Origin of the sequence: Streptomyces dioscori, assembly GCF_003024195.1 — a bacterium.
In the GTDB taxonomy this organism is placed as follows: domain Bacteria; phylum Actinomycetota; class Actinomycetes; order Streptomycetales; family Streptomycetaceae; genus Streptomyces; species Streptomyces dioscori.
Genome location: NZ_KZ679045.1, coordinates 418,462 through 436,340, shown reverse-complemented (window position 1 = coordinate 436,340; position 17,879 = coordinate 418,462). Strand labels below are relative to the sequence as shown.

Below are 17,879 nucleotides of genomic sequence, written 5' to 3'. Positions count from 1 at the left end.
GCTGGACGGGTGGTCTTCGTAGGGGCTCAGGTGTTGGGGAGGGACCGGAGGAGGGGGGCCCACGAGGCCGTCGTCACCTCGCAGCCCGCGCGCACCAGGCGCTGCCGGTGCCCCTCGGAACGGGTGTAGCCGAGGAAGCGCAGACCGGCTGCCTGCGCCGCGGTCGCTTCGGCGACCGACGAGCCGACCAGCACGGCGTCCTTCGCCGGTACGCCGAGATGGTCCAGGGCGCGCAGGAGGCTGTCGGGGTTCGGCATCAGCAGGGTCAGGTCGTCCGCGCGGCCGTGCACTCCGCCGGTCACCAGGCCGGTCAGCCGGCCGTGGGAGTGCAGGTACTTCCAGACGGCACTGGGCGCGTTGTCCGCGACGACCGCGGTGCGCCGCCCGAGCGAGCTGAGCGTGGTGATCAGGGCGTCCGAGAACGGGGTGGACGCCGCGGTCGACACGGCCCGCTCCTCGATCCGGTTGAGCCGGCGGCGCAGATCCGCGCCCAGCGGATGGTCCGCGAAGGCGCGCAGCAGGTCGAGGGGGTTGGAGCGTCCCTCCAGCGGCTGCGCGGGCCCGCCCCGGGGGGAGAGCGGCTCGCCTCGCAGCGCGGCCCCGGGGTCCCGCAGCTCGGCGAGAAGCGCGGCGAGCTCCCTGGTGGCCTGCTTCTCGGCGTCACTCGTATAGAGACGGACGAGGGGGCCGTCGAAGCCGAGGAGTACGCAGGGGCTCTCCAGCAGGGCCGCGGCGGGGTCTACCGGACGCCGGGCGGCAGCCCGCCGGGTGCGTGCGGGTTGCCGGGCGGGCGCGGCGGGGGTGGTCGCGGCGCCCCGAGTGGTCTCCGGCCGGCGCGGGGACTCCGCTTCCCGAGTGGTCCCGGACCGGTCGGCGGACCCGGACTGCCGAACGGTCTCGGACGCGGAGGCGGTCTCGGGCGCAGAGCCGGTCTCGGCCGCGGAGGCCGGCTCGGCCGGCGAGGCGGCGTCGGGCGGTGACGTGGTCCCGGGTGGAGGCGACGCCTCCGGTTGGTGGGTGAGGTGCGGGTTCGGGCGGGAGGCGGTGGAGGCCGAGTTCGGTTCACCCTCCGGGGTCAGGCGGATCGCGCATGCCACCGAGAGGCCCGGTACCGGCCACCTGCGCAGGCCGTTGTGCAGTGCGTGCTGTGCCGCGCCCGCGCGGCGGAGCGGATGGCGGCGCGTGATGCGGCGCGCCTCCCGCAGCAGGTGTTCCAGGAGGCGTTCGGACACGTTGACGGTCTCGCCGTGCACGAAGGCCACCGGGTCCTCGACATGCCAGGACAACTCGACGGCCGCGGCGAAGGCACCCCCGCCGGAGCTGGGCAGCGACAACTCGTGGACGGCCCGCTGCGTGGTGAGGTCGACCTCGTAGTACGTGAGGCGGGGCCCCGAGGTGGGCGTGCCCGCGAACCCGTCGGGGTCGAAGAGGGCGAGTGCGCCGTCGGGCGGCTGGAACACCACGGCCGTGCGCCCGGGTTCGGGGAGGGGGATCGACATCCGGCGGCGGGTGCTGAACGGGCCGCGTACCAGGTCGCGCTGTTCGGGCGGCGGATCCGGGACGCGGTCCGGGATCTCCAGACGGCAGGACCAGGCGAGCGGCGGCCCCTCGCCCGCTCCGGCGCCCAGGGGCCGGAAGTGGACCGGGCCCACCGGCACGTCACCGCTCGTCAGCTCCTCGTAGAGGACGGGGGAGACGACCACGGCGATGTCCGACTGCTCCAGAGCGAGGGGCAGAGGGGTGGTACGGGGAGGGCGTGCGGTGTGCCAGAACGTCAGCCGGATCCTGGGCGGGTCCGGCACCTCCAGGAGTATGTCCGGCAGATCACGCAGGGTCGCGTTCAGTACGTGCAGTACGGATGCGCCGGGGGCGACGAGGACGAGGTAGCCGTTGTCGACGGCCTGCATGTCGTACTGGTCGGAGGTCAGACCGCTCAGCGAGAGCAGCCAGGCCATGGTGTGGGAGAGCGTGCTGTGGGCTCCCCGGTGGCCGCCGGATTCCGTGAACTCCATGGTGACGGTCGGCCGGCTGTCGTCGGGGGCGGCCCGCAGCTCGCGGTACAGCTCAAGGAGGGTGAGGTCCGGCTCGCCGAACTGCCGGTCCTGGAGCTCCTCGTACGCCTCGTACGAGTCGATGGCCTCGGCGATACGGCCCTGGCCCTTGAGAGCGAGCATGTGCAGGCGCCGGAAGTCCTCGCGTTCGGGGTGGTCGCGGAGCAGCTCGCCGAGATCGGCGGCCGCCTGCGCGAACCGGCCGAGTTCCAGGTCGAGTTCGGCGCGCGTGACGCAGAGGGTGAGGCGCAGGGCGCGCAGGCGTGTGCGGGTCGCCTCGGCGGCGGGCCCGGGAACCTCGTCGACAGGGTGGCCGCCCCACAGGTCGATCGCGTGCTGGACGGCGTCGCGGGCCTCGGTCGGCTCCCCGGCGTCCCGGAGGGACTTCGCTGTGGCGACGAGTACCTGGCAGCGGTTCACATCGATGGTGTGCGGAATCGCGTACAGGGCGTATCCGTCGGCGGTCGTGGCCACGACCCCGGGACCGAGGATGCTGCGCAGTCCCCTCGCGTACGTGGCCAGGAGGCGCCCGGCGCGCTGCGGAGGGCGCCGGCCCCACAGGCCGGCCGTCAGTTCGTCGTACGTCACCGTCCGGCCGTGCCGGAGAAGCAGCATGCTCAGCAGAGCCTGTTCCCGCGGGGAGCCGGCGGGCAGGGCCCGGCTTCCCTGGCTGATCCGTACGGGGCCCAGCAGCCGGTAGCGGTACTCGTCCGCGCTGACGGCGTCCAGCAGCCGGGAGAAGGACGGGGTCCGGAAAAGGTCCCGGCCGCGTCGCTGGGTCGCCAGGTCCGTGGAGACGAGAGGCCGGACGGCGTCGTCGAACTGCGACCGGAACTCGCCCGGAACCCCGCCGAGCTCACCGTGCGGCTCCCCCTCGGCCAACTCGCGCAGCAGGTGTCCGAGGTCCGCCAGATCTTTCGACTCGCCCCGCGTGCGGTCTGCTCCCGGCACGAAGGACGAGACCTTCACCGTGCCGTCCGGACGTAGCAGCAGGCAGTGAGGTGTGAGTCCGCCATGTGCGACGCCGTGTCCGTGCATCGCCTGCAGACCTTGCACGACCTGTTGCGCCAGGGGAGCGAGCAGGGTGAAGGGCAACTGGAAGCCGCCCTCGGCGGTGAGTTCCCCGACGGTGAGTCCTTCCACGACCTCCGTGACCAGGTAGCCGGCGCCGTCCTCGAAGCCGTAGTCGTACACGGCCGTCACCTGCGGATGCTCCACGCCCGCGAGGGCCCGCGCGGCCTCAAGGAAGCCCTGCCGCCGCTCCGGTGCCACGGTGTAGCGGTGCAGCGCGACCCGCCGGTCGTGCCGGGTGTCCTGGGCCTCCATGACGTGCTTGCCAGGCCCCGGACGGCGTACCGGCCGGTATCTGCCGAGCACGAGTCCCGCCGCGCTCTTCGAGACCGGCCCGCCCATCCGCCGTACCGACTCCTCCCGCACCGCGGCGAACGGTTCGCCCGCGGTCGGCTCGCCCGAGGGCCCCGTGCCTCCGCCGCGGCCTGGGGCGAGCACGCGGAACTCACCGGCCGACAGTCCGGCCCTCTCGTCGATCAACGCGCCGATCCGGGCCAGGAGTTCGGAGGTCCGGCCGTACGCGGAGCGCGGCAGGGTGCGCCGCAGCAACTCCCGTACGCCCGGCCGGAACACGTACGAACCGGCCGCCCCCGGGACCGCGACCAGCGCGCCGCTGAGAATCACCTCGGCCAGGTGCTGTGGCCGCGGGTTCTTCTCGACCGCCGCCTGCACCAGCCGCATGACCGGCAACTCCACCGGCCCCACCGCGAGATGACCGGCCAGCCGGAAGGCCTGCGGCGAGGCGAGGGAGCGGAACCGCAGCAGCAGCTCCTCGGGGGAGAGCCGCTCGACATCGCTGCGGCCCCGCTCGTCGACCGGCGCGGCCGGCGGTCCGGCACCCAACAGGCCCACGGAGCCCGGGAGTCGGCCGCCGCCCGCCACCAGTGACGACCAGTTCGCCAGCCAGGGAGCGGAGGCTTCGAGTACGGGTATGGGGAGGATGCCGGGTGGCAGGCCCCCAAGCGCGTACGAGTCCAACGCGTACGAATCCACGTCGTACGCCGAGTTGGGCGCCGCCGGTCCCGGCGCGGTGATCCGCGCGGTCGTGGCCGGCAGCGCGGTGGTGCGCCACAGGCGTTCCGGCAGCGGCTGGACCAGGGCGACCGGCATCCGGGCCGACCAGCGGCGCAGGGTGCCGTACCAGCGGGTGCCTGCCGGGCCGTCCCGCCACTGCGGGCCCATGCAGTCGCTGAGGAGGAGGGTGACCGTGCGGCCGTCGGCGAACGACTCCTGCGAGCCGGGACGGCGTACCGTGCCGTCGGCCTCCAGCCGGTGCAGTTCCACCGTACGGAAGATGCCCGACTGGGCGAGTGCCGCGTGCAGTTCGCGCACGAGCGGACGCCAGACGGGCATCGTCGGGCCGGTGTCGTGCACGAGGTGCAGCGTCAGCCAGCGCTCGGTCATGGGCCGCAGCACGGGCAGCCACCACTGGGGCGCGGCTCCGAGCCGGGCGATCCGGTGGGCGGTCGCCGCCTCGTCCAGCTCCTGGCCGACCGGGGCGGGGACGCTTCGCTTGAGGGGGCGGAGGGCTCGCTGGAGTCTGAGGGGGTGGGGGAGCATCGGGGGTGCGGGGGCCAGGAGGGACGTGTACGGGCCGTTCGGAGGCGGGGCCTCCTCCGGGCGTCCGTCCCGGCGCGGGCCCTGCGGGGCGGCTGCGGGAGTGTGCCTGCCCGGCAGGCGGAGGGGGACGCGGGTGCCCGGTGGGTCCGGTGGGTCCGGTGGGTCCGGTGGTTCTGGGGTGGTGTGGGGTGAGGGGGCGGGTGCGGGTTCGTCGTGGCTGGTCGCGCCGTTCCCCGCGCCCCTTGGGTGGGTGGGGGTGGCGGGAGTGGGGAGGTGCGGGCCGTCCGTGGTGAGGGAGGGCGTGGGTCCGGGGGGCGGCATGTGGGCTGCCAGCCAGAGGAGTTCGGCCAGTTCCACGGCGGTCGGTTGCGGGGCGCCGGATGCCTGGGCCAGTACGCCGGCGAGGAACGCGGCGCCCGCGCTCCCGCCTCCGCCCGCGCCTTCGCCCGGGTTCGCATCCGCGCCCGCGTCAGCGCCCGCGTCCGCGCCCGGGTTCGCGTCCGGGTCAGAACGCATCTGGTTCCTCTGCCGTGCGGCTCAGGTACGGCATCAGCTGTTCGGCCAGTTCGTCGCGGGATGATGCGTCGAGGCCCGCCACGCCTGTGAGGTAGATCGCGTTGAGCAGCTGGTCCGTGGCGAGTTCGCCCTCGGTCCCGCGGGACAGGAAGCGTTCGATCAGGTCGCGGGCGTACGCGTCGGGCTCCCCCAGGTGGGCGCGGACGATGTGCTCCAGGTGCGCGGCGCGGGGCTGGTGGAGTTCGAGGCGGACACACCGGCGGAGGAAGGCGGGCGGGAACTCGCGCTCGCCGTTGCTGGTGAGGACCACGAAGGGGAAGGCCCGGCAGCGGACCCGGCCGCGCGCGACCCCGACCCGTTCGTCCGTGCCGTCGATCATGACCTCGGCCGTGGGGGTGTGCCGGGCGGAGCGCACCAGCTCGGGGATCTCGTACTGGCCCTCCTCCAGGATGTTGAGGAGATCGTTCGGCAGGTCCAGGTCGCTCTTGTCGATCTCGTCGATCAGCAGGGCCCGCGGCCGGCCGTACGGGAGGAGTGCCGTGCCGAGCGGGCCGAGCCGCAGATGGTCCTGCAGCTCGCTGTCCTTCAGCCCGTTGTCCGTCAGCCCGTTGTCCTTCGGGAGTGCGGGGTCGGGCGGGGCCTCGCCGCCGGGGCGGACGTCGCGTGCTGCCGCGTACAGGCGGGACAGCGGGTCGTACTGGTAGAGCCCGTCGTGCAGCGTGGTGCGGCTGGTGACGTTCCAGCGCAGCACGGGTCCGAGCCGCAGCTCCCTCGCGACGGCGTACGCCAGGCTCGACTTGCCGCTGCCCGGCGGGCCCGTCACCAACAGGGGGCGGCGCAGATAGAGCGCCGCGTTGACGAGCTGGACGGCGCGGTCCGTGGCGCGGTACGTGCGGGCGCGGTGCCGGCGGTCCGGGGACGTGGCCGAGGCGTCGTCGTCCTCGGCGGGCGTCGCCAGCTCCGGGCCGCCGTCGAAGTCACGCCAGGGCGGCGGCGCGGGCAGCTCGGCGATGCCGTCGTGGGGCTCGCTCGCACCCGTGTAGACGGGCCACAGGGACATGGTCTCTCCGAACGTGTTCCGGTATGCGGTTCTGGCTTCGGTGCTCTGTCCGGCAGGGTCTAGCCGACCGGGTTGTGCAGGTAGCCGGCGGGATCAGGCAGGCATTCGGGGTCCTCCCACAGCAGGGCCAGGTCGTACGCCCAATGCGGCTCCGGGGCGTCGGAGGCGTACGCCGTTTCGCGCAGCTCATGGATGTGGCGGGGCAGTTCGCGGGGCGGCAGGTTCGACAGATGTGCGGCGAGGCGGTCCAGGAACTCCGAGCCCCGGCAGTCGGCCGTCTCCCCGCACCGGTGCTCGCCCCGGCAGCCGGTGCGCGGCCACAGCATCACCGGTACCGCCGCGTTCAGGCTCGCCTGGAACAGCCGCCGGACCCGGTCCGCGCGCGGCGGCGTCGCGAAACCCACCATGTCGGCGTCGCGGCGCAGCCCGATGGTCAGCTTCACCTGGTCCTGGCCGACCGACCAGCAGTCGATCCGGTGCAGCCGTGCCGTCGGCAGGGCATCCAGGTGCTGCCACTTCTGCCGGAGCTTGTGCTGCAGGCCGCCGCTGCGCCGACGCTCCAGGTCCATCACGACGAGCGGTGCGAAGGAGCCGAGCGGGCTGTCGTCGTCCGCGCTGCGCTGCCAGTGCGCCACGTCCGTGTTGAGCCAGCGGCGCGGCAGCACGAACGCGATCAACTCACGTGCGCCCAACTCCAGTTCGCGGTAGGCCTCGTCGATCCGCTCCAGTGTGTAGGGGCGTACGCGGTCGACGGGGAGGCGGCGCGAGCCCACGACCCTTCGGTGTCTTCCGTTGTACGCGGACACCTCCACGAGGAAGGCTCCGTCGCCGGAGCCGCTGGGGGCGATCTCCACGAGGATCGGGGACCAGGAGTGGGCGGGTCCCGCGGTCCCTGCGGGGGCGGGGGCGGGGGCGTGCGCGTGCGGGGCGGGGTGGTGGGGCTGTGGGGTTGCGGGCCAGGCGCGTAGGGCTGTGCGGGTGGGGGTGTCGTCGACGAAGTCGGCCAGGCGGGTGGTGAAGCGGGTGACTGCTTCCGGGTCCTGTACCTCGGAGAGGAGGTACCAGGCCGCGTCCCAGAGGGAGGTGAAGCCGTGCGGCGGGAGTGGGGGGCCGAGGGGGCCCACGGCGTCCTGGTACAGGCGTTCAGGGGTGTGGGTGTTCTCCGTCTGCGGGTCGGTGGGGGCTGGTCGCGCAGTTCCCCGCGCCCCTGAGAAGCCTTGGGGGCAGCCCAGTTGTTCCAGGTGCTCCAGCAGGTGTCTCAGGGTTTCCTTTTGGTGCTGGTCGTAGGTCGGGGTGGGGATCAGGTCTGCCAGGCGGGGCCAGTAGCGGGCCATGATCTGGGTGGGGAGCATGCGGCCGTTGCGGATCTCGGGGCTGCGGGCGGCGGCCGAGACCATGCCCACGACCCGGCCGGTGTCCGCGAGGGTCACGGCGGCACCGCTGAACCCGGGCGCGAGCGGCTGCCCGTGCGCGGCCCACGACTCCAGCTGGACCCATTCACCGGCGATCAACTGCTGGGCGGTGGCCCGGTATTCGGCGAGCGTCCCCTCGTCGTACCGCTTGGGGAAGCCGTAGGCGAGGAGCCTGCGCGGGGGATCGCCGTACGCGTCGGTCGGTGTCGCGAACTCCGCGGGCTTCATCGGCACCGGCCGGTCCAGCTCCAGTACGGCCAGATCGCCCGGGTCGCTCTCGCGGCCGTCCCAGCCGCCGTGCGCGACGACCCGGGCGGGGACCTGCTCGTAGCCACCGTGCGCGAAGGACACCGCGACCGTCTCGGTGTCACTGCGCGCCACGACATGGGCGCAGGTCAGCACATGCTGCTCGGTGACGAGGAAGCCGGCACCGGTGTCCCGTCCGCAGCTGATTCTCGCGTGCCAGGAAGCGCTGCTCATGGGCGCGGGGTGGTCTCCGTGGGGGCGGGGGGAGCGGGGGCGGTCTCCGGGGGGCCGTCCGGCCTCTCGGGCGACCAGGAGAGCTTGACCACGAGGTGGCCCTCGACGGCACTCTTCGCGATCAGCGCGCCTGCCTCCGCCGTGAGTTTGACGCCGAACTCGATCTCCACGGAGTCGGGCTGCAGCGAACCGTCCCTGAAGACGCGGAGCGCGGCGCCGGCGGCGGCCCGTACCCCCTCCAGCGAGCCCTCGAAGGTGCGGGTCGCGGCGACCGTTCCGTCCCCGCGTGCCACCAGGCGGGAACCCGACTCGTCCTCGGCTCCCTCGACGACGACAAGGGCCCCGTCGTCCGTCTTGAACTCCACTAATCCGTCCATGGCACCGCACAACCCCCGTAGTCCGTCACTGGTGACCGCCTTCATTGTCACGGACGGTACTTGCCGCTGTCGCGGTTTCCACCGGTCGTTCACCGTTCCGCTGGCGGAAAACCGCCAGGGCAGCTTTCCGCCAGGTTCTGTCGACATCACCGAAACACCGGCCCCCCGACACTCTTCGCAGCACCCTGACACCGCGGCAGCGTCGAGAAGAGGGGCACCGATGATCAGAGGATCCGCCAGGCACGGGGTGACGCTCGCGTCGGCCGGACTCGTGCTCGCCCTGCTTCCGGCCGACGGGGCCGGGGCCGACGCGCAGGACACCGGTGACCGGCCCCGCACCCGCGCCGTGTCCGCCGCCCACACCGTCACCCTCGTCACCGGCGACCGGGTCACCGTCACCGAACTCGGCGGCGGCAGGCGGACGGTGAGTGTCGAGCGGGCGAAGGGGGCGACCGGCGCGGTCCGTACGCAGACGGCGAACGGCGCCCTGACCGTCGTACCGGACGAGGCGCTGCCGTATCTGCGGGCGGGCACCCTCGACCGGCGGCTGTTCGACGTGAGCGAGCTGATACGCCAGGGGCTCACCGACCGGAGGACGGCCGGGCTGCCGCTGATCGTCACGTACGGGAAGGGCGCGCGGGCGGTGACTCCGCGCGGGGCCGAGCGCACACGCGGGCTGCCGAGCATCCGCGGGGCCGCCGTCACGGCCGACAAGGGACGCACGTTCTGGCGGTCCCTCACCCGGCAGGACGGCATCGGCGAGGACGGGAGAGTCGAGGACGGCATCGACAAGGTCTGGCTCGACGGGCGGGTCCGGGCGGAGATGGCCGAAAGCAACGCCCAGATCGGTACGCCCGAGGCCTGGGAGGCGGGGCTGACCGGCAAGGGCGTCACCGTCGCGGTCCTGGACACGGGGGTGGACGTCGGCCATCCCGATCTCGCCGGACGGATCTCCGTGACGAAGAGTTTCATCGAGGGTGAAGAGGTGGCCGACCGCAACGGCCATGGCACGCACGTCACTTCGACCGTCGGCGGCAGCGGCGCCGCGTCCGCGGGCGAGGAGAGAGGCGTCGCACCCGGCGCCACGCTCGCCGTCGGCAAGGTGCTCGGCGACCAGGGCTCGGGCAGCGAGTCGCAGATCATCGCGGGCATGGAATGGGCCGCGCGGCACGTCGGCGCCACGGTCGTCTCCATGAGCCTCGGGTCGACGGAGCCCAGCGACGGCACCGACCCCATCGCCCAGGCCGTCGAGACCCTCACCGCGGAGACCGGCGCCCTCTTCGTCGTCGCCGCGGGCAACACCGGCGCCCCTTCGTCCATCGGCTCGCCCGGCGCCGCCGACTCCGCGCTGACCGTCGGCGCGGTCGACTCCGCGGACCGGCCCGCGTACTTCACGAGCGCGGGCCCCCGCCACGGCGACAACGCCCTCAAGCCCGACCTGTCCGCCCCCGGCGTCGACATCCTCGCCGCCCGCTCCCGGCTCTCCGCCGGCAGCGGTGACTACACCGCCATGAGCGGTACGTCGATGGCGACACCCCATGTCGCGGGCGTGGCCGCGCTCCTCGCCGAGCGGCACCCGGACTGGACCGGCGCACAGCTCAAGGACGCGCTCATGTCCACGTCGAAGCAACTCGACACGTCCGCCTATGTGTCGGGCGCCGGACGCGTGAGCGTGCCCGCGGCGGTGAAGGCCCGGATCACGGCCACCGGAAGCGCCGATCTGGGCCACTACCGCTGGCCCTACGAGTCGAACGAGCCGGTGACACGGACTCTCACGTACTCCAACACCGCCGATGAGCCGGCCGAGTTGCGGCTGTCCGTGTCCGGTGCGCCCGGCGGGGTCGCGACACTCGCCGATTCCACGCTGACCGTCCCCGCGCACGGGACCGCCACCACGACCGTGACCGGGGACGGCGGCAAGGCCCCGGTCGGCACCACCAGTGGGCGGATCGTGGCCTCGACGGCGGACGGCACGCCTGTCGCGCACACCGCCTTCGGGCTGGTCAAGGAGGAGGAGCGGTACACCCTCACCGTGCACGTCAAGGACCGGGAAGGCGACGCCACCGCGGCCGACTTCGTGGTGCAGCGGCTCGCCGAGGGCGTCGACCCGTTCCCCGAGCACGTCGGTGACACGGGCACGGTCGAACTGAGGCTCCCGCCGGGCGCGTACAGCCTGAACACCTTCCTCGACGTACGCGGCAGTCGTGGCGCCGACTCGCTCGGGCTCGGCTTCCTTTCGGCGCCCGAGATCGCACTCGACCGGGACCGCGAAGTCACGCTCGACGGACGCCGGTTGAGGGAGGTCGCGGCCCGCGTCGACCGGCGTACCGAGACCCGGCAGCTGCTCATGGAGTACGACCGGGCGGCGAACGGCGCGGACCTGTTCGGGGCCGTCCAGGTGCCGGTCGAGTACGACAGTGTCTTCGCGGCGCCCACGCCGAAGGTGACGCAGGGCAGCTTCGAGTACCGGACGGTGTGGCGGCTCGGGAAGCCGATGCTGGAGGTCAAGGGTGTCGGTGAGGCCGTGGTCCAGCCCGGAGGGACCTTGGTCGAGGGCCGCCGCAGGCTCCCGGTCGTCGACGTGGGCAGCGGCGACACGGGATCCGGGGCCGGCGGGTACGGCGGAAAGGACGTGCGGGGCAAGGCCGTGCTCGTCCGGATGAAGGAGGGGGCCGTGCCTTCGGAGATCGCGCAGGCGGCCCAGGACGCGGGCGCGAAGGCGCTGTTCGTGACGGACGACGTACCGGGCCGGCTCAACGCCTGGTTCGGCACCGACGACAACGCGGACCGCCCGATCCAGATCGCCACCCTCGACGCGGCGGACGCCGCGCGACTCCGTTCGGCGGGGCGCGCCGAGATGAACGGGACACGCAACACGCCCTACACGTACGACCTTTCGGAGGGACACCGGGGGGGCATCCCGGCGCGTGACCTCACCTACGAGCCGTCACACCGCCAACTCGCCGTGCTGGACACGAAGTTCCATGCGGCGAAGCCCGTCCCGGGCAGTGAGTTCCGGTACTCGCTCACCGATGACGCGTTCCCCGTCGGGATCGGCTTCCAGGAGCGGGCCGACTTCCCGGCCGGGCGGACCGACTACGTGTCCACCGGCCCCGGCCAGCTCTGGCACGAGTCCGTGAACGTGGGTGCGGGGGACCTGGAGGAGCGCAGCGGACTCGTCCGCTATCACGGGGGCACGCGGCAGGACCTCGACTGGTTCCGGCCGGTCTGGCACCCCTGGCTCGGCACCGGGCTCGGCTGGGGCCAGCAGCGCTCCGGCTCGACCCTGCAGTTCAACGTCCCCGGCTGGGGCGACTCGGGGCCCGACCACACCGGCTTCGGCAACGTGTGGGACGAGAGCAGCGGCATGACGCAGTTCACCGAGGTGTACCTCGACGGGGAACAGGTCGACCGGCGGACCGGCTCCGGCGCGTACGTCTGGGACGCGCCCCCCGACGAGCACACGTACAAGGTCGTCACGGACACGGCCCTGGACGCGGACCGCTGGAAGCTCGCCACGAAGGGCCACTCCGAGTGGACCTTCAGATCGGCGGCGACCCCGGCCGACCGCTGGACGACCCTCCCCCTGATCAACCTGGGCTTCGACATCACCACGGACCTCACCGGGAACGTGCGGGCCGGGAGCCGGCTGCCCATCTCCATCAGCGCGTCGCACGTGGCGGGCGCGACAGCCACCGGGGCCGACCCCGGCCCCCCAGGGGCGCGGGGAACCGCGCGGCCGGCCCACGACAACCCGCACCCGACGACAGACAACCCGTCCCCGAGCACCTTCGGCCGCCCGAGCCTCGAAATCTCCTACGACGACGGCCGGTCATGGCGAACGGTAGGCGTGTCCAGGGCGGGCGCCCACACCTGGCAGGGAACGCTCACCGTGCCACGCGGCACCCCGTACGTGTCCCTGCGGGCCTCGGCCGCCGACGACCGCGGCGGCTCCGTGACCCAGGAGATCATCCGGGCGGTGGGCGTGCGGTAGGCGTGCACTGGGCGTGTGGTGTGGCCGGGACTCACCGCTCCCGCTCCACAACGCCCCGCACGACCCCCAGCTCCACCAGGTCCTGCGGCCGGATGCGGAGTTGGTCGGCCGTGGCCCGCACCTCGTCCGCCGGGCGCTTGAGGATGGCGGCCGCCGGCTCGGGGGCGATGACGGAGAAGTAACTGTCCGGCGTGGCCCACGTGTTGTCGGGGGCGGCGAGGGCCAGGGCCCCGCCCGAGCCGCCCTCCCCGATCAGCAACGTGGTCACCGGGGTCTCCGCTGCCGCCACCGCCGCGAACAGCTCCGCGATCGCCGCCCCCGCGCCCTGCCGCTCGGCCTCCGCGTCGTTGGCGGCGCCCGGGGTGTCCACCAGGGTCAGCACGGGGATACGGAGCCGGTCCGCGAGCCGGATCAGCCGGGCGGCGGTGCGATAGCCGGCGGGGCGGGTGGCGGTGCCGGTCTGGGCCGCGTACGCGACCGTACGGCCGTCCCGCGCCCGGGTTCCGAAACCGCAGAGCATGCCCTCGTCGGTACCGCCGCAACGGTCACCGCTGATCGCCGCGCGCCGGGTGAAGGAGGCGTCCAAGTAGGCCTCTGCGCCCGGCCGTCGCGGGGCACGCGCGGCGCGTACGGCCTCCCAGCCGGTGGCCGGGAGACCCGCGTCGCCCAGCGCAGGGGGCGGCGGCACGGGGTCCGTCGACGGGTCGGTCAGCAGCCGCAGCCAGAGCGCCAGCGCCTCCGGCAGCTCCCGCTCGGGCACCACCGCGTCGACCGCCCCCGACGCCAGCTGAGCCTCGGCCGTGTACGCGGCCGGGTCCGCGTCGGGCGGCCGGACCCGCGAGCCCGCGAAGCCCACCTGTGCGCCGGGCAGCGCGAGGATCACATCGGCGCCCGCGCCCAGGGTGGCCCAGCCGCCGCCCGTCGTGGGGTCGCGCAGCACGGCGATCTGGGGCAGCCGGGCCGCCCGGGTGAGCGCCGACTGCCGCGCCACGCGCTGGAGCTGTACCAGTGCGCGCATGCCCTCCTGCATCCGGCTGCCGCCCGTCGCGACGAGGGAGACGACCGGGAGGCGGTGTTCGCGCGCGTAGGTGTGCGCGGCTTCCAGACGGTCGCCCGTGCGCTCGCCGAGCGAGCCGCCGAGGAAGCCGAACTCGAAGGCGATCAGCACGGCCCGGGTCGTACCGCCGTCCTCGCCCTTGACGGTGGCGGTGCCGCAGACGACGGACTCCTCCTCGCCGGTGCGCTCGGCGGCCCGGTCGCGCGAGGCGCCGTAACCCTGCCAGGCCAGAGGGCCGTCCGGCCCGTACGAGCGCGGTGGGGCGGGGGCGGTCGGATCCGGGAGGTCGGTGAAGTCGGTGCTCAGCAGGGCGATCGCCTCGCGGGCCGTGAACCGGCGGGGGCCGTGGACCGCGGCGCCCTCAGTCATGGGTCAGCGCACGCTTCATGATCTTGCCCATGTCGTTGCGGGGCAGGATGTCGAGGTAGTGGACGACGCGGGGACGCTTGTGCGGCGCGAGACGGTCGGCCACGTGATCCGCCAACTCGGACGCGGATGGCGGTTGTTGACTGTCGGCGGGCACGATCCACGCCACGATCCGCTCACCGAGGTCGGCGTCCGGTTCGCCGGTGACCGCGGCCTCCCGTACGCCCGGGTGCTCGATGAGGGCGTTCTCGATCTCGCCCGCCCCGATCTTGTAGCCGCCGCTCTTGATGAGGTCGGTGGCCTTGCGGCCGACGATGCGTACGTATCCGTCGGGGTCGCGCACGGCCATGTCGCCGGTGCGGAACCAGCCGTCCGCGGTGAAGGCCGCCGCCGTCGCGTCGGGCCGGTTCAGATACTCGGTGAACAGGTTCGGGCCCCTGACCTGGATCTCGCCCACGGTCTCCCCGTCGTACGCCTCCAGGGCCGTCGTGCCGTCCTCCTCCGTCAGCCGCAGTTCGACGCCCGGCAGCGGGACGCCGACCGTGCCCGCGCGGGGCTCGCCGTCGGCGCGGACGCTGGTGTTCATCAGGGTCTCGGTCATCCCGTACCGCTCGATGACCCGCCGCCCCGTCGCCTCGGCGATCCGCTCGTGGTCGTGCACCGGCAGGGCCGCCGAACCGGACACCAGCAGGCGGGCCCGCGCCAGTGCCTTCGCGAGCGCCGGATCGTCGGGCAGGGCCTCCGCGATCCGGTGGTACATCGTCGGCACCCCGAACAGCATGGTGGCGCCTCCGCTCAACTCCCGTGTCACGCCCGCAGTTTCGAAGCGGCCGAGGTGCCGTACGGATCCGCCGCGGCGCAGCGGGCCGAGGATGCCCAGGATCAGACCGTGCACATGGAAGAGCGGCAGGCCGTGCACGAGGACGTCGTCGCCGGTCCACTGCCAGGCGTCCGCGAGGGCGTCCAGGGTGGTGGCGACGGCCCGGCGCGGGATGACGGCGCCCTTCGGCGGGCCGGTGGTGCCCGAGGTGTAGACGACGAGGGCGGGCAACTCGTCGGCGAGATGGTCCGTGTCCGGGGCGAGGGGTCGCGTGTCCGGGGCGGGGGACGCGGTCGGCCCGGTGGCCCGTACGTCGATGTCGACGCGCGCCAAGGAGGCGAGGGCTGCCGGGAGTTGATCGTCCGGGGCGGCCAGCACCAGGCTCGGCGCGCTGTCCGCCACGATGTGCCCCAGCTCGCTGCCGCCCGACTTCGGGTTGAGCGGCACGGCGGGGACACCGGCCAGCAGCGCGGCGACCACGGCGACGGCCGTCTCCAGGGTGGGCGTGGCCCATACGGCGATCCGGCCCGCCTCCCCGACACGGGCCGCCAGCGGGGCGGCACTCGACGCGAGTTCGCCGTAGGTCAGGGAGCGCTCGCCGAAACGCAGGGCCGGCCGGTGCGCGGCGGTGCCGTCCGGGTCCGCCAGTGCCTCGGTCAGGGCCGGGAAGAGAGAGGACACGCGTGCGTACTCCTTGATCGTCGGTCGTTCGTACGAGGGTGCCGGACACGGCGGGGTGTGCCGGTGGTCACCCCCAGTCGGGTACCACCGGTGTGCCGGTGGTCACCCCCAGTCGGGTACCACCAGCGCGAGCCACACCACGGCGGGGACCACGGCCACCACGATCCCTCCGTACATCATCAGCTGCCGGAAGAAACGCTCCCGGTCGACACCGGGTGCCGCGGCGAGGACCAGGGCGCCGTTCGTCGAGAACGGGCTCACGTCCACCACGGTCGCCGACACCGCGAGCGCCGCGACCATGCCGATCGCGCCGATCTCGCCCTGTGCCAGGAACGGCACCGCCAGCGGGATCAGCGCTCCCATGATGCCCACCGAGGAGGCGAACGCGGAGACCAGCGCGCCGATGTAGCAGAGCAGCACGGCCGAGAGCAGGGGTACGCCGATGTCGCTGACGCCCTCGCCCGCCCAGTCGATCGTGCCCATCTCGTCGAGGACACCGACGTACGTCAGCACACCGCAGATCAGCAGGACCGTCGGCCAGGCGATCTGGCTGACGGCGTTGCGGCTGTCCTCGGCCCAGACGGTGCTGAGCAGCACGGCGAGGGTGATCGAGGTGAGCCCGGCGTCCAGGTCGAAGACGAGCACGGCGACGACGAGGGCGACGAGTGCGGCGAGGGTGGCGATCCGGGCGGGGTTGAGGCGGGTGGTGTCGTCGTCGGTGTCCAGCGCCTCCGCGTCCGCGCCTCCGGTCGCCTGTTTCGTCCCTCCGTCGGCTGCTCCTCCGGCCGTCCCTCCGGCCGTCCCTCCGGTCACCGCCGCGGTCTTCTGCCGGTCGCGGTCGGTCTCCTCGGCGCGGCTGAGTTTCAGGCCCCCGAAGAGCACGAACACGATCGCGGCGATCACGAGGTTGACGACGAGGGAGGCGAGGAAGAGGGCGATCTCGTTGCCGGGGAGGCCCTCGCGCTCGACGATGCCGTTGACGATCGAACCGTAGATGCTGATGGGGGAGAAGCCGCCGCCCTGGGCGCCGTGCACGACCATCGCGCCCATCAGCAGCGGGCTGATGGAGTAACGCGCGGCGAAGCTCAGGGCGATCGGCGCCACGATGGCGACGGCCGCCGGACTGACCGCGCCGATCGCGGTGAGCGCGCCGGTCAGCACGAACATCACCCAGGGGATCAGCACGACCCGCCCGCGCACGAGCCGGATCGAGGCGTGCACCAGCCAGTCGGTCGTGCCGTTGGCGCGGGCGATCGCGAAGAGGTACGTCACGCCGACGAGCACCACGAAGAGGTCACCGGGGAAACCGGCGAAGATCTTGTCGGCGTCGAGGTCGGCGACGAGTGTGCCCACTCCGAAAGCGGCGGCGAAGGCGAGGGCGCCCATGTTGATGGAGCGGGTGGTGGCGATCACGAACACCACGACGAGCACGAGGATCGATATCAGTTCGGCGGACATACGGGCTCCCGTCTTTGGGTCCCTTGTCGAGTGGGGGGTGGTCCGGCTGGGGAAGTGGCTGAGTGGCCAAGTGGCTGAACCACATTGGGCGGCCGTGGTGGAGAGCGTCAAGAGAGATGACGTAAATTGGCTCAGCCACTCATCCACCAGATCGAGAGGTAAGGGGGAAGACCGGACATGACCGACGCACTGCGGCCCATGGGGTCCAAGCCGCGCCTGTACGAGCAGGTCCTCGACCGGCTGCGCAGTTACGCCGCCGAGGGCGGTCTCGGTGCCGGTGACCGGCTGCCGCCCGAGCGCGACCTGGCGGCGAGGCTCGGTGTCAGCCGCGCCTCCGTGAAACAGGCCATAGTGGTTCTGGAGGTCCAGGGGCTGGTCGAGGTCCGCCACGGCGGTGGCACCTACCTGGTCCGTGACACCCTCGACGCCGAACCGGTGGAACAACTCGTCGACAGGCGGCGGCGGTTGCCCGACGTACTGGACGCCCGCGAGGCCCTGGAGACCAAGCTCGCGGAGCTGGCCGCCGAGCGGCGCACCGACGAGGACGTGGCCGCCATGGACTCCGCGCTCGCGCACATGCGGGCCGAGATCACGGCGGGCGGACACGGGGTGGAGGGCGACCGGCTCTTCCACGCGGCGGTCACGGCCGCCGGGCACAGCACGATCCTCGCCGAGTTCATGCGCTCGATCGCCGACCAGATCACCGAGAGCCGCCATGAGTCGCTGCGGCAGCCGGGCCGGCCCACCCGGTCCCTGACCCAGCACCGCGCGATCTTCGACGCGATCGTGGCCCAGCAGCCGGGGCGGGCCGCCGCGGCGATGCGCCGGCACGTCCAGACGGTGGCGAGGGTACGGCTGCTGGACTGGGACCCGGAGGAGGGCGAGCGGCCGGGGCCGTGACGCGGAGGAGAGTGAGCGGCAGGGGCCGTGCCGGGCGTGGTGGTGAGCGGCGGGGGCGCGGACGGCCGTGATTAGG

General features: G+C 73.2%; 9 protein-coding genes. 2 read left to right on the top strand and 7 right to left on the bottom strand.

Annotation, left to right across the window (positions count from 1 at the left end; all coding sequences use genetic code 11):
• Positions 1-26: 26 nt before the first annotated feature.
• Genes C6Y14_RS45550 through C6Y14_RS22500 form a run of 4 tightly spaced genes read right to left on the bottom strand, consistent with a single transcriptional unit; the run spans position 27 to position 8,527 of the window.
• Positions 27-5,198, bottom strand: a complete 5,172-nt coding sequence (locus tag C6Y14_RS45550) for an SAV_2336 N-terminal domain-related protein (protein WP_159074299.1) — start codon at positions 5,196-5,198, stop codon at positions 27-29.
• Positions 5,188-6,258 (bottom strand): AAA family ATPase, encoded by a 1,071-nt coding sequence (locus C6Y14_RS22510; protein WP_107018566.1) that lies wholly within the window; start codon positions 6,256-6,258, stop codon positions 5,188-5,190. The genes C6Y14_RS45550 and C6Y14_RS22510 overlap by 11 nt, the downstream gene beginning before the upstream one ends.
• A 59-nt stretch (positions 6,259-6,317) precedes the next feature.
• On the bottom strand, positions 6,318-8,150 hold the full coding sequence (locus tag C6Y14_RS22505; protein ID WP_107018565.1) for a VMAP-C domain-containing protein: 1,833 nt from the start codon (positions 8,148-8,150) through the stop codon (positions 6,318-6,320).
• Positions 8,147-8,527 carry a CU044_2847 family protein gene (locus C6Y14_RS22500; protein ID WP_107018564.1) on the bottom strand — a complete coding sequence of 127 codons (381 nt, stop codon included), beginning with the start codon at positions 8,525-8,527 and terminating at the stop codon, positions 8,147-8,149. Before C6Y14_RS22500 ends, C6Y14_RS22505 begins: the two co-directional genes overlap by 4 nt.
• A 220-nt stretch (positions 8,528-8,747) precedes the next feature.
• On the opposite strand from C6Y14_RS22500, the gene C6Y14_RS22495 reads away from it, so the two are divergent.
• Complete coding sequence (locus C6Y14_RS22495; RefSeq protein WP_107018563.1) at positions 8,748-12,521, top strand: S8 family serine peptidase; 3,774 nt, start codon at positions 8,748-8,750, stop codon at positions 12,519-12,521.
• A gap of 31 nt (positions 12,522-12,552) precedes the next feature.
• Here C6Y14_RS22495 and C6Y14_RS22490 read toward each other — a convergent pair whose 3' ends face one another.
• The 3 genes from C6Y14_RS22490 to C6Y14_RS22480 all read right to left on the bottom strand — a co-directional run bounded on the left by C6Y14_RS22490 (position 12,553) and on the right by C6Y14_RS22480 (position 16,903).
• Positions 12,553-13,947 carry a carboxyl transferase domain-containing protein gene (locus C6Y14_RS22490; protein WP_107018562.1) on the bottom strand — a complete coding sequence of 465 codons (1,395 nt, stop codon included), beginning with the start codon at positions 13,945-13,947 and terminating at the stop codon, positions 12,553-12,555.
• Positions 13,940-15,445 carry an acyl-CoA synthetase gene (locus C6Y14_RS22485; RefSeq protein ID WP_107018561.1) on the bottom strand — a complete coding sequence of 502 codons (1,506 nt, stop codon included), beginning with the start codon at positions 15,443-15,445 and terminating at the stop codon, positions 13,940-13,942. The genes C6Y14_RS22490 and C6Y14_RS22485 overlap by 8 nt, the downstream gene beginning before the upstream one ends.
• A gap of 102 nt (positions 15,446-15,547) precedes the next feature.
• The gene (locus C6Y14_RS22480; RefSeq protein ID WP_107018560.1) at positions 15,548-16,903 is read right to left on the bottom strand and encodes an SLC13 family permease; all 1,356 of its coding nucleotides are present in this window, start codon (positions 16,901-16,903) and stop codon (positions 15,548-15,550) included.
• A 177-nt stretch (positions 16,904-17,080) separates the two neighbouring features.
• Here C6Y14_RS22480 and C6Y14_RS22475 point away from each other — a divergent pair, with 177 nt between their 5' ends.
• Positions 17,081-17,803, top strand: a complete 723-nt coding sequence (locus C6Y14_RS22475; protein ID WP_107018559.1) for a FadR/GntR family transcriptional regulator — start codon at positions 17,081-17,083, stop codon at positions 17,801-17,803.
• The last annotated feature ends 76 nt before the right edge of the window (positions 17,804-17,879 follow it).

Coding starts and splice junctions, on each gene's coding strand:
- C6Y14_RS45550 (WP_159074299.1), bottom strand. CDS start 5,198: ATGCGTTCTGACCCGGACGCGAACCCGGGCGCGGACGCGGGCGCTGAC.
- C6Y14_RS22510 (WP_107018566.1), bottom strand. CDS start 6,258: ATGTCCCTGTGGCCCGTCTACACGGGTGCGAGCGAGCCCCACGACGGC.
- C6Y14_RS22505 (WP_107018565.1), bottom strand. CDS start 8,150: ATGAGCAGCGCTTCCTGGCACGCGAGAATCAGCTGCGGACGGGACACC.
- C6Y14_RS22500 (WP_107018564.1), bottom strand. CDS start 8,527: ATGGACGGATTAGTGGAGTTCAAGACGGACGACGGGGCCCTTGTCGTC.
- C6Y14_RS22495 (WP_107018563.1), top strand. CDS start 8,748: ATGATCAGAGGATCCGCCAGGCACGGGGTGACGCTCGCGTCGGCCGGA.
- C6Y14_RS22490 (WP_107018562.1), bottom strand. CDS start 13,947: ATGACTGAGGGCGCCGCGGTCCACGGCCCCCGCCGGTTCACGGCCCGC.
- C6Y14_RS22480 (WP_107018560.1), bottom strand. CDS start 16,903: ATGTCCGCCGAACTGATATCGATCCTCGTGCTCGTCGTGGTGTTCGTG.
- C6Y14_RS22475 (WP_107018559.1), top strand. CDS start 17,081: ATGACCGACGCACTGCGGCCCATGGGGTCCAAGCCGCGCCTGTACGAG.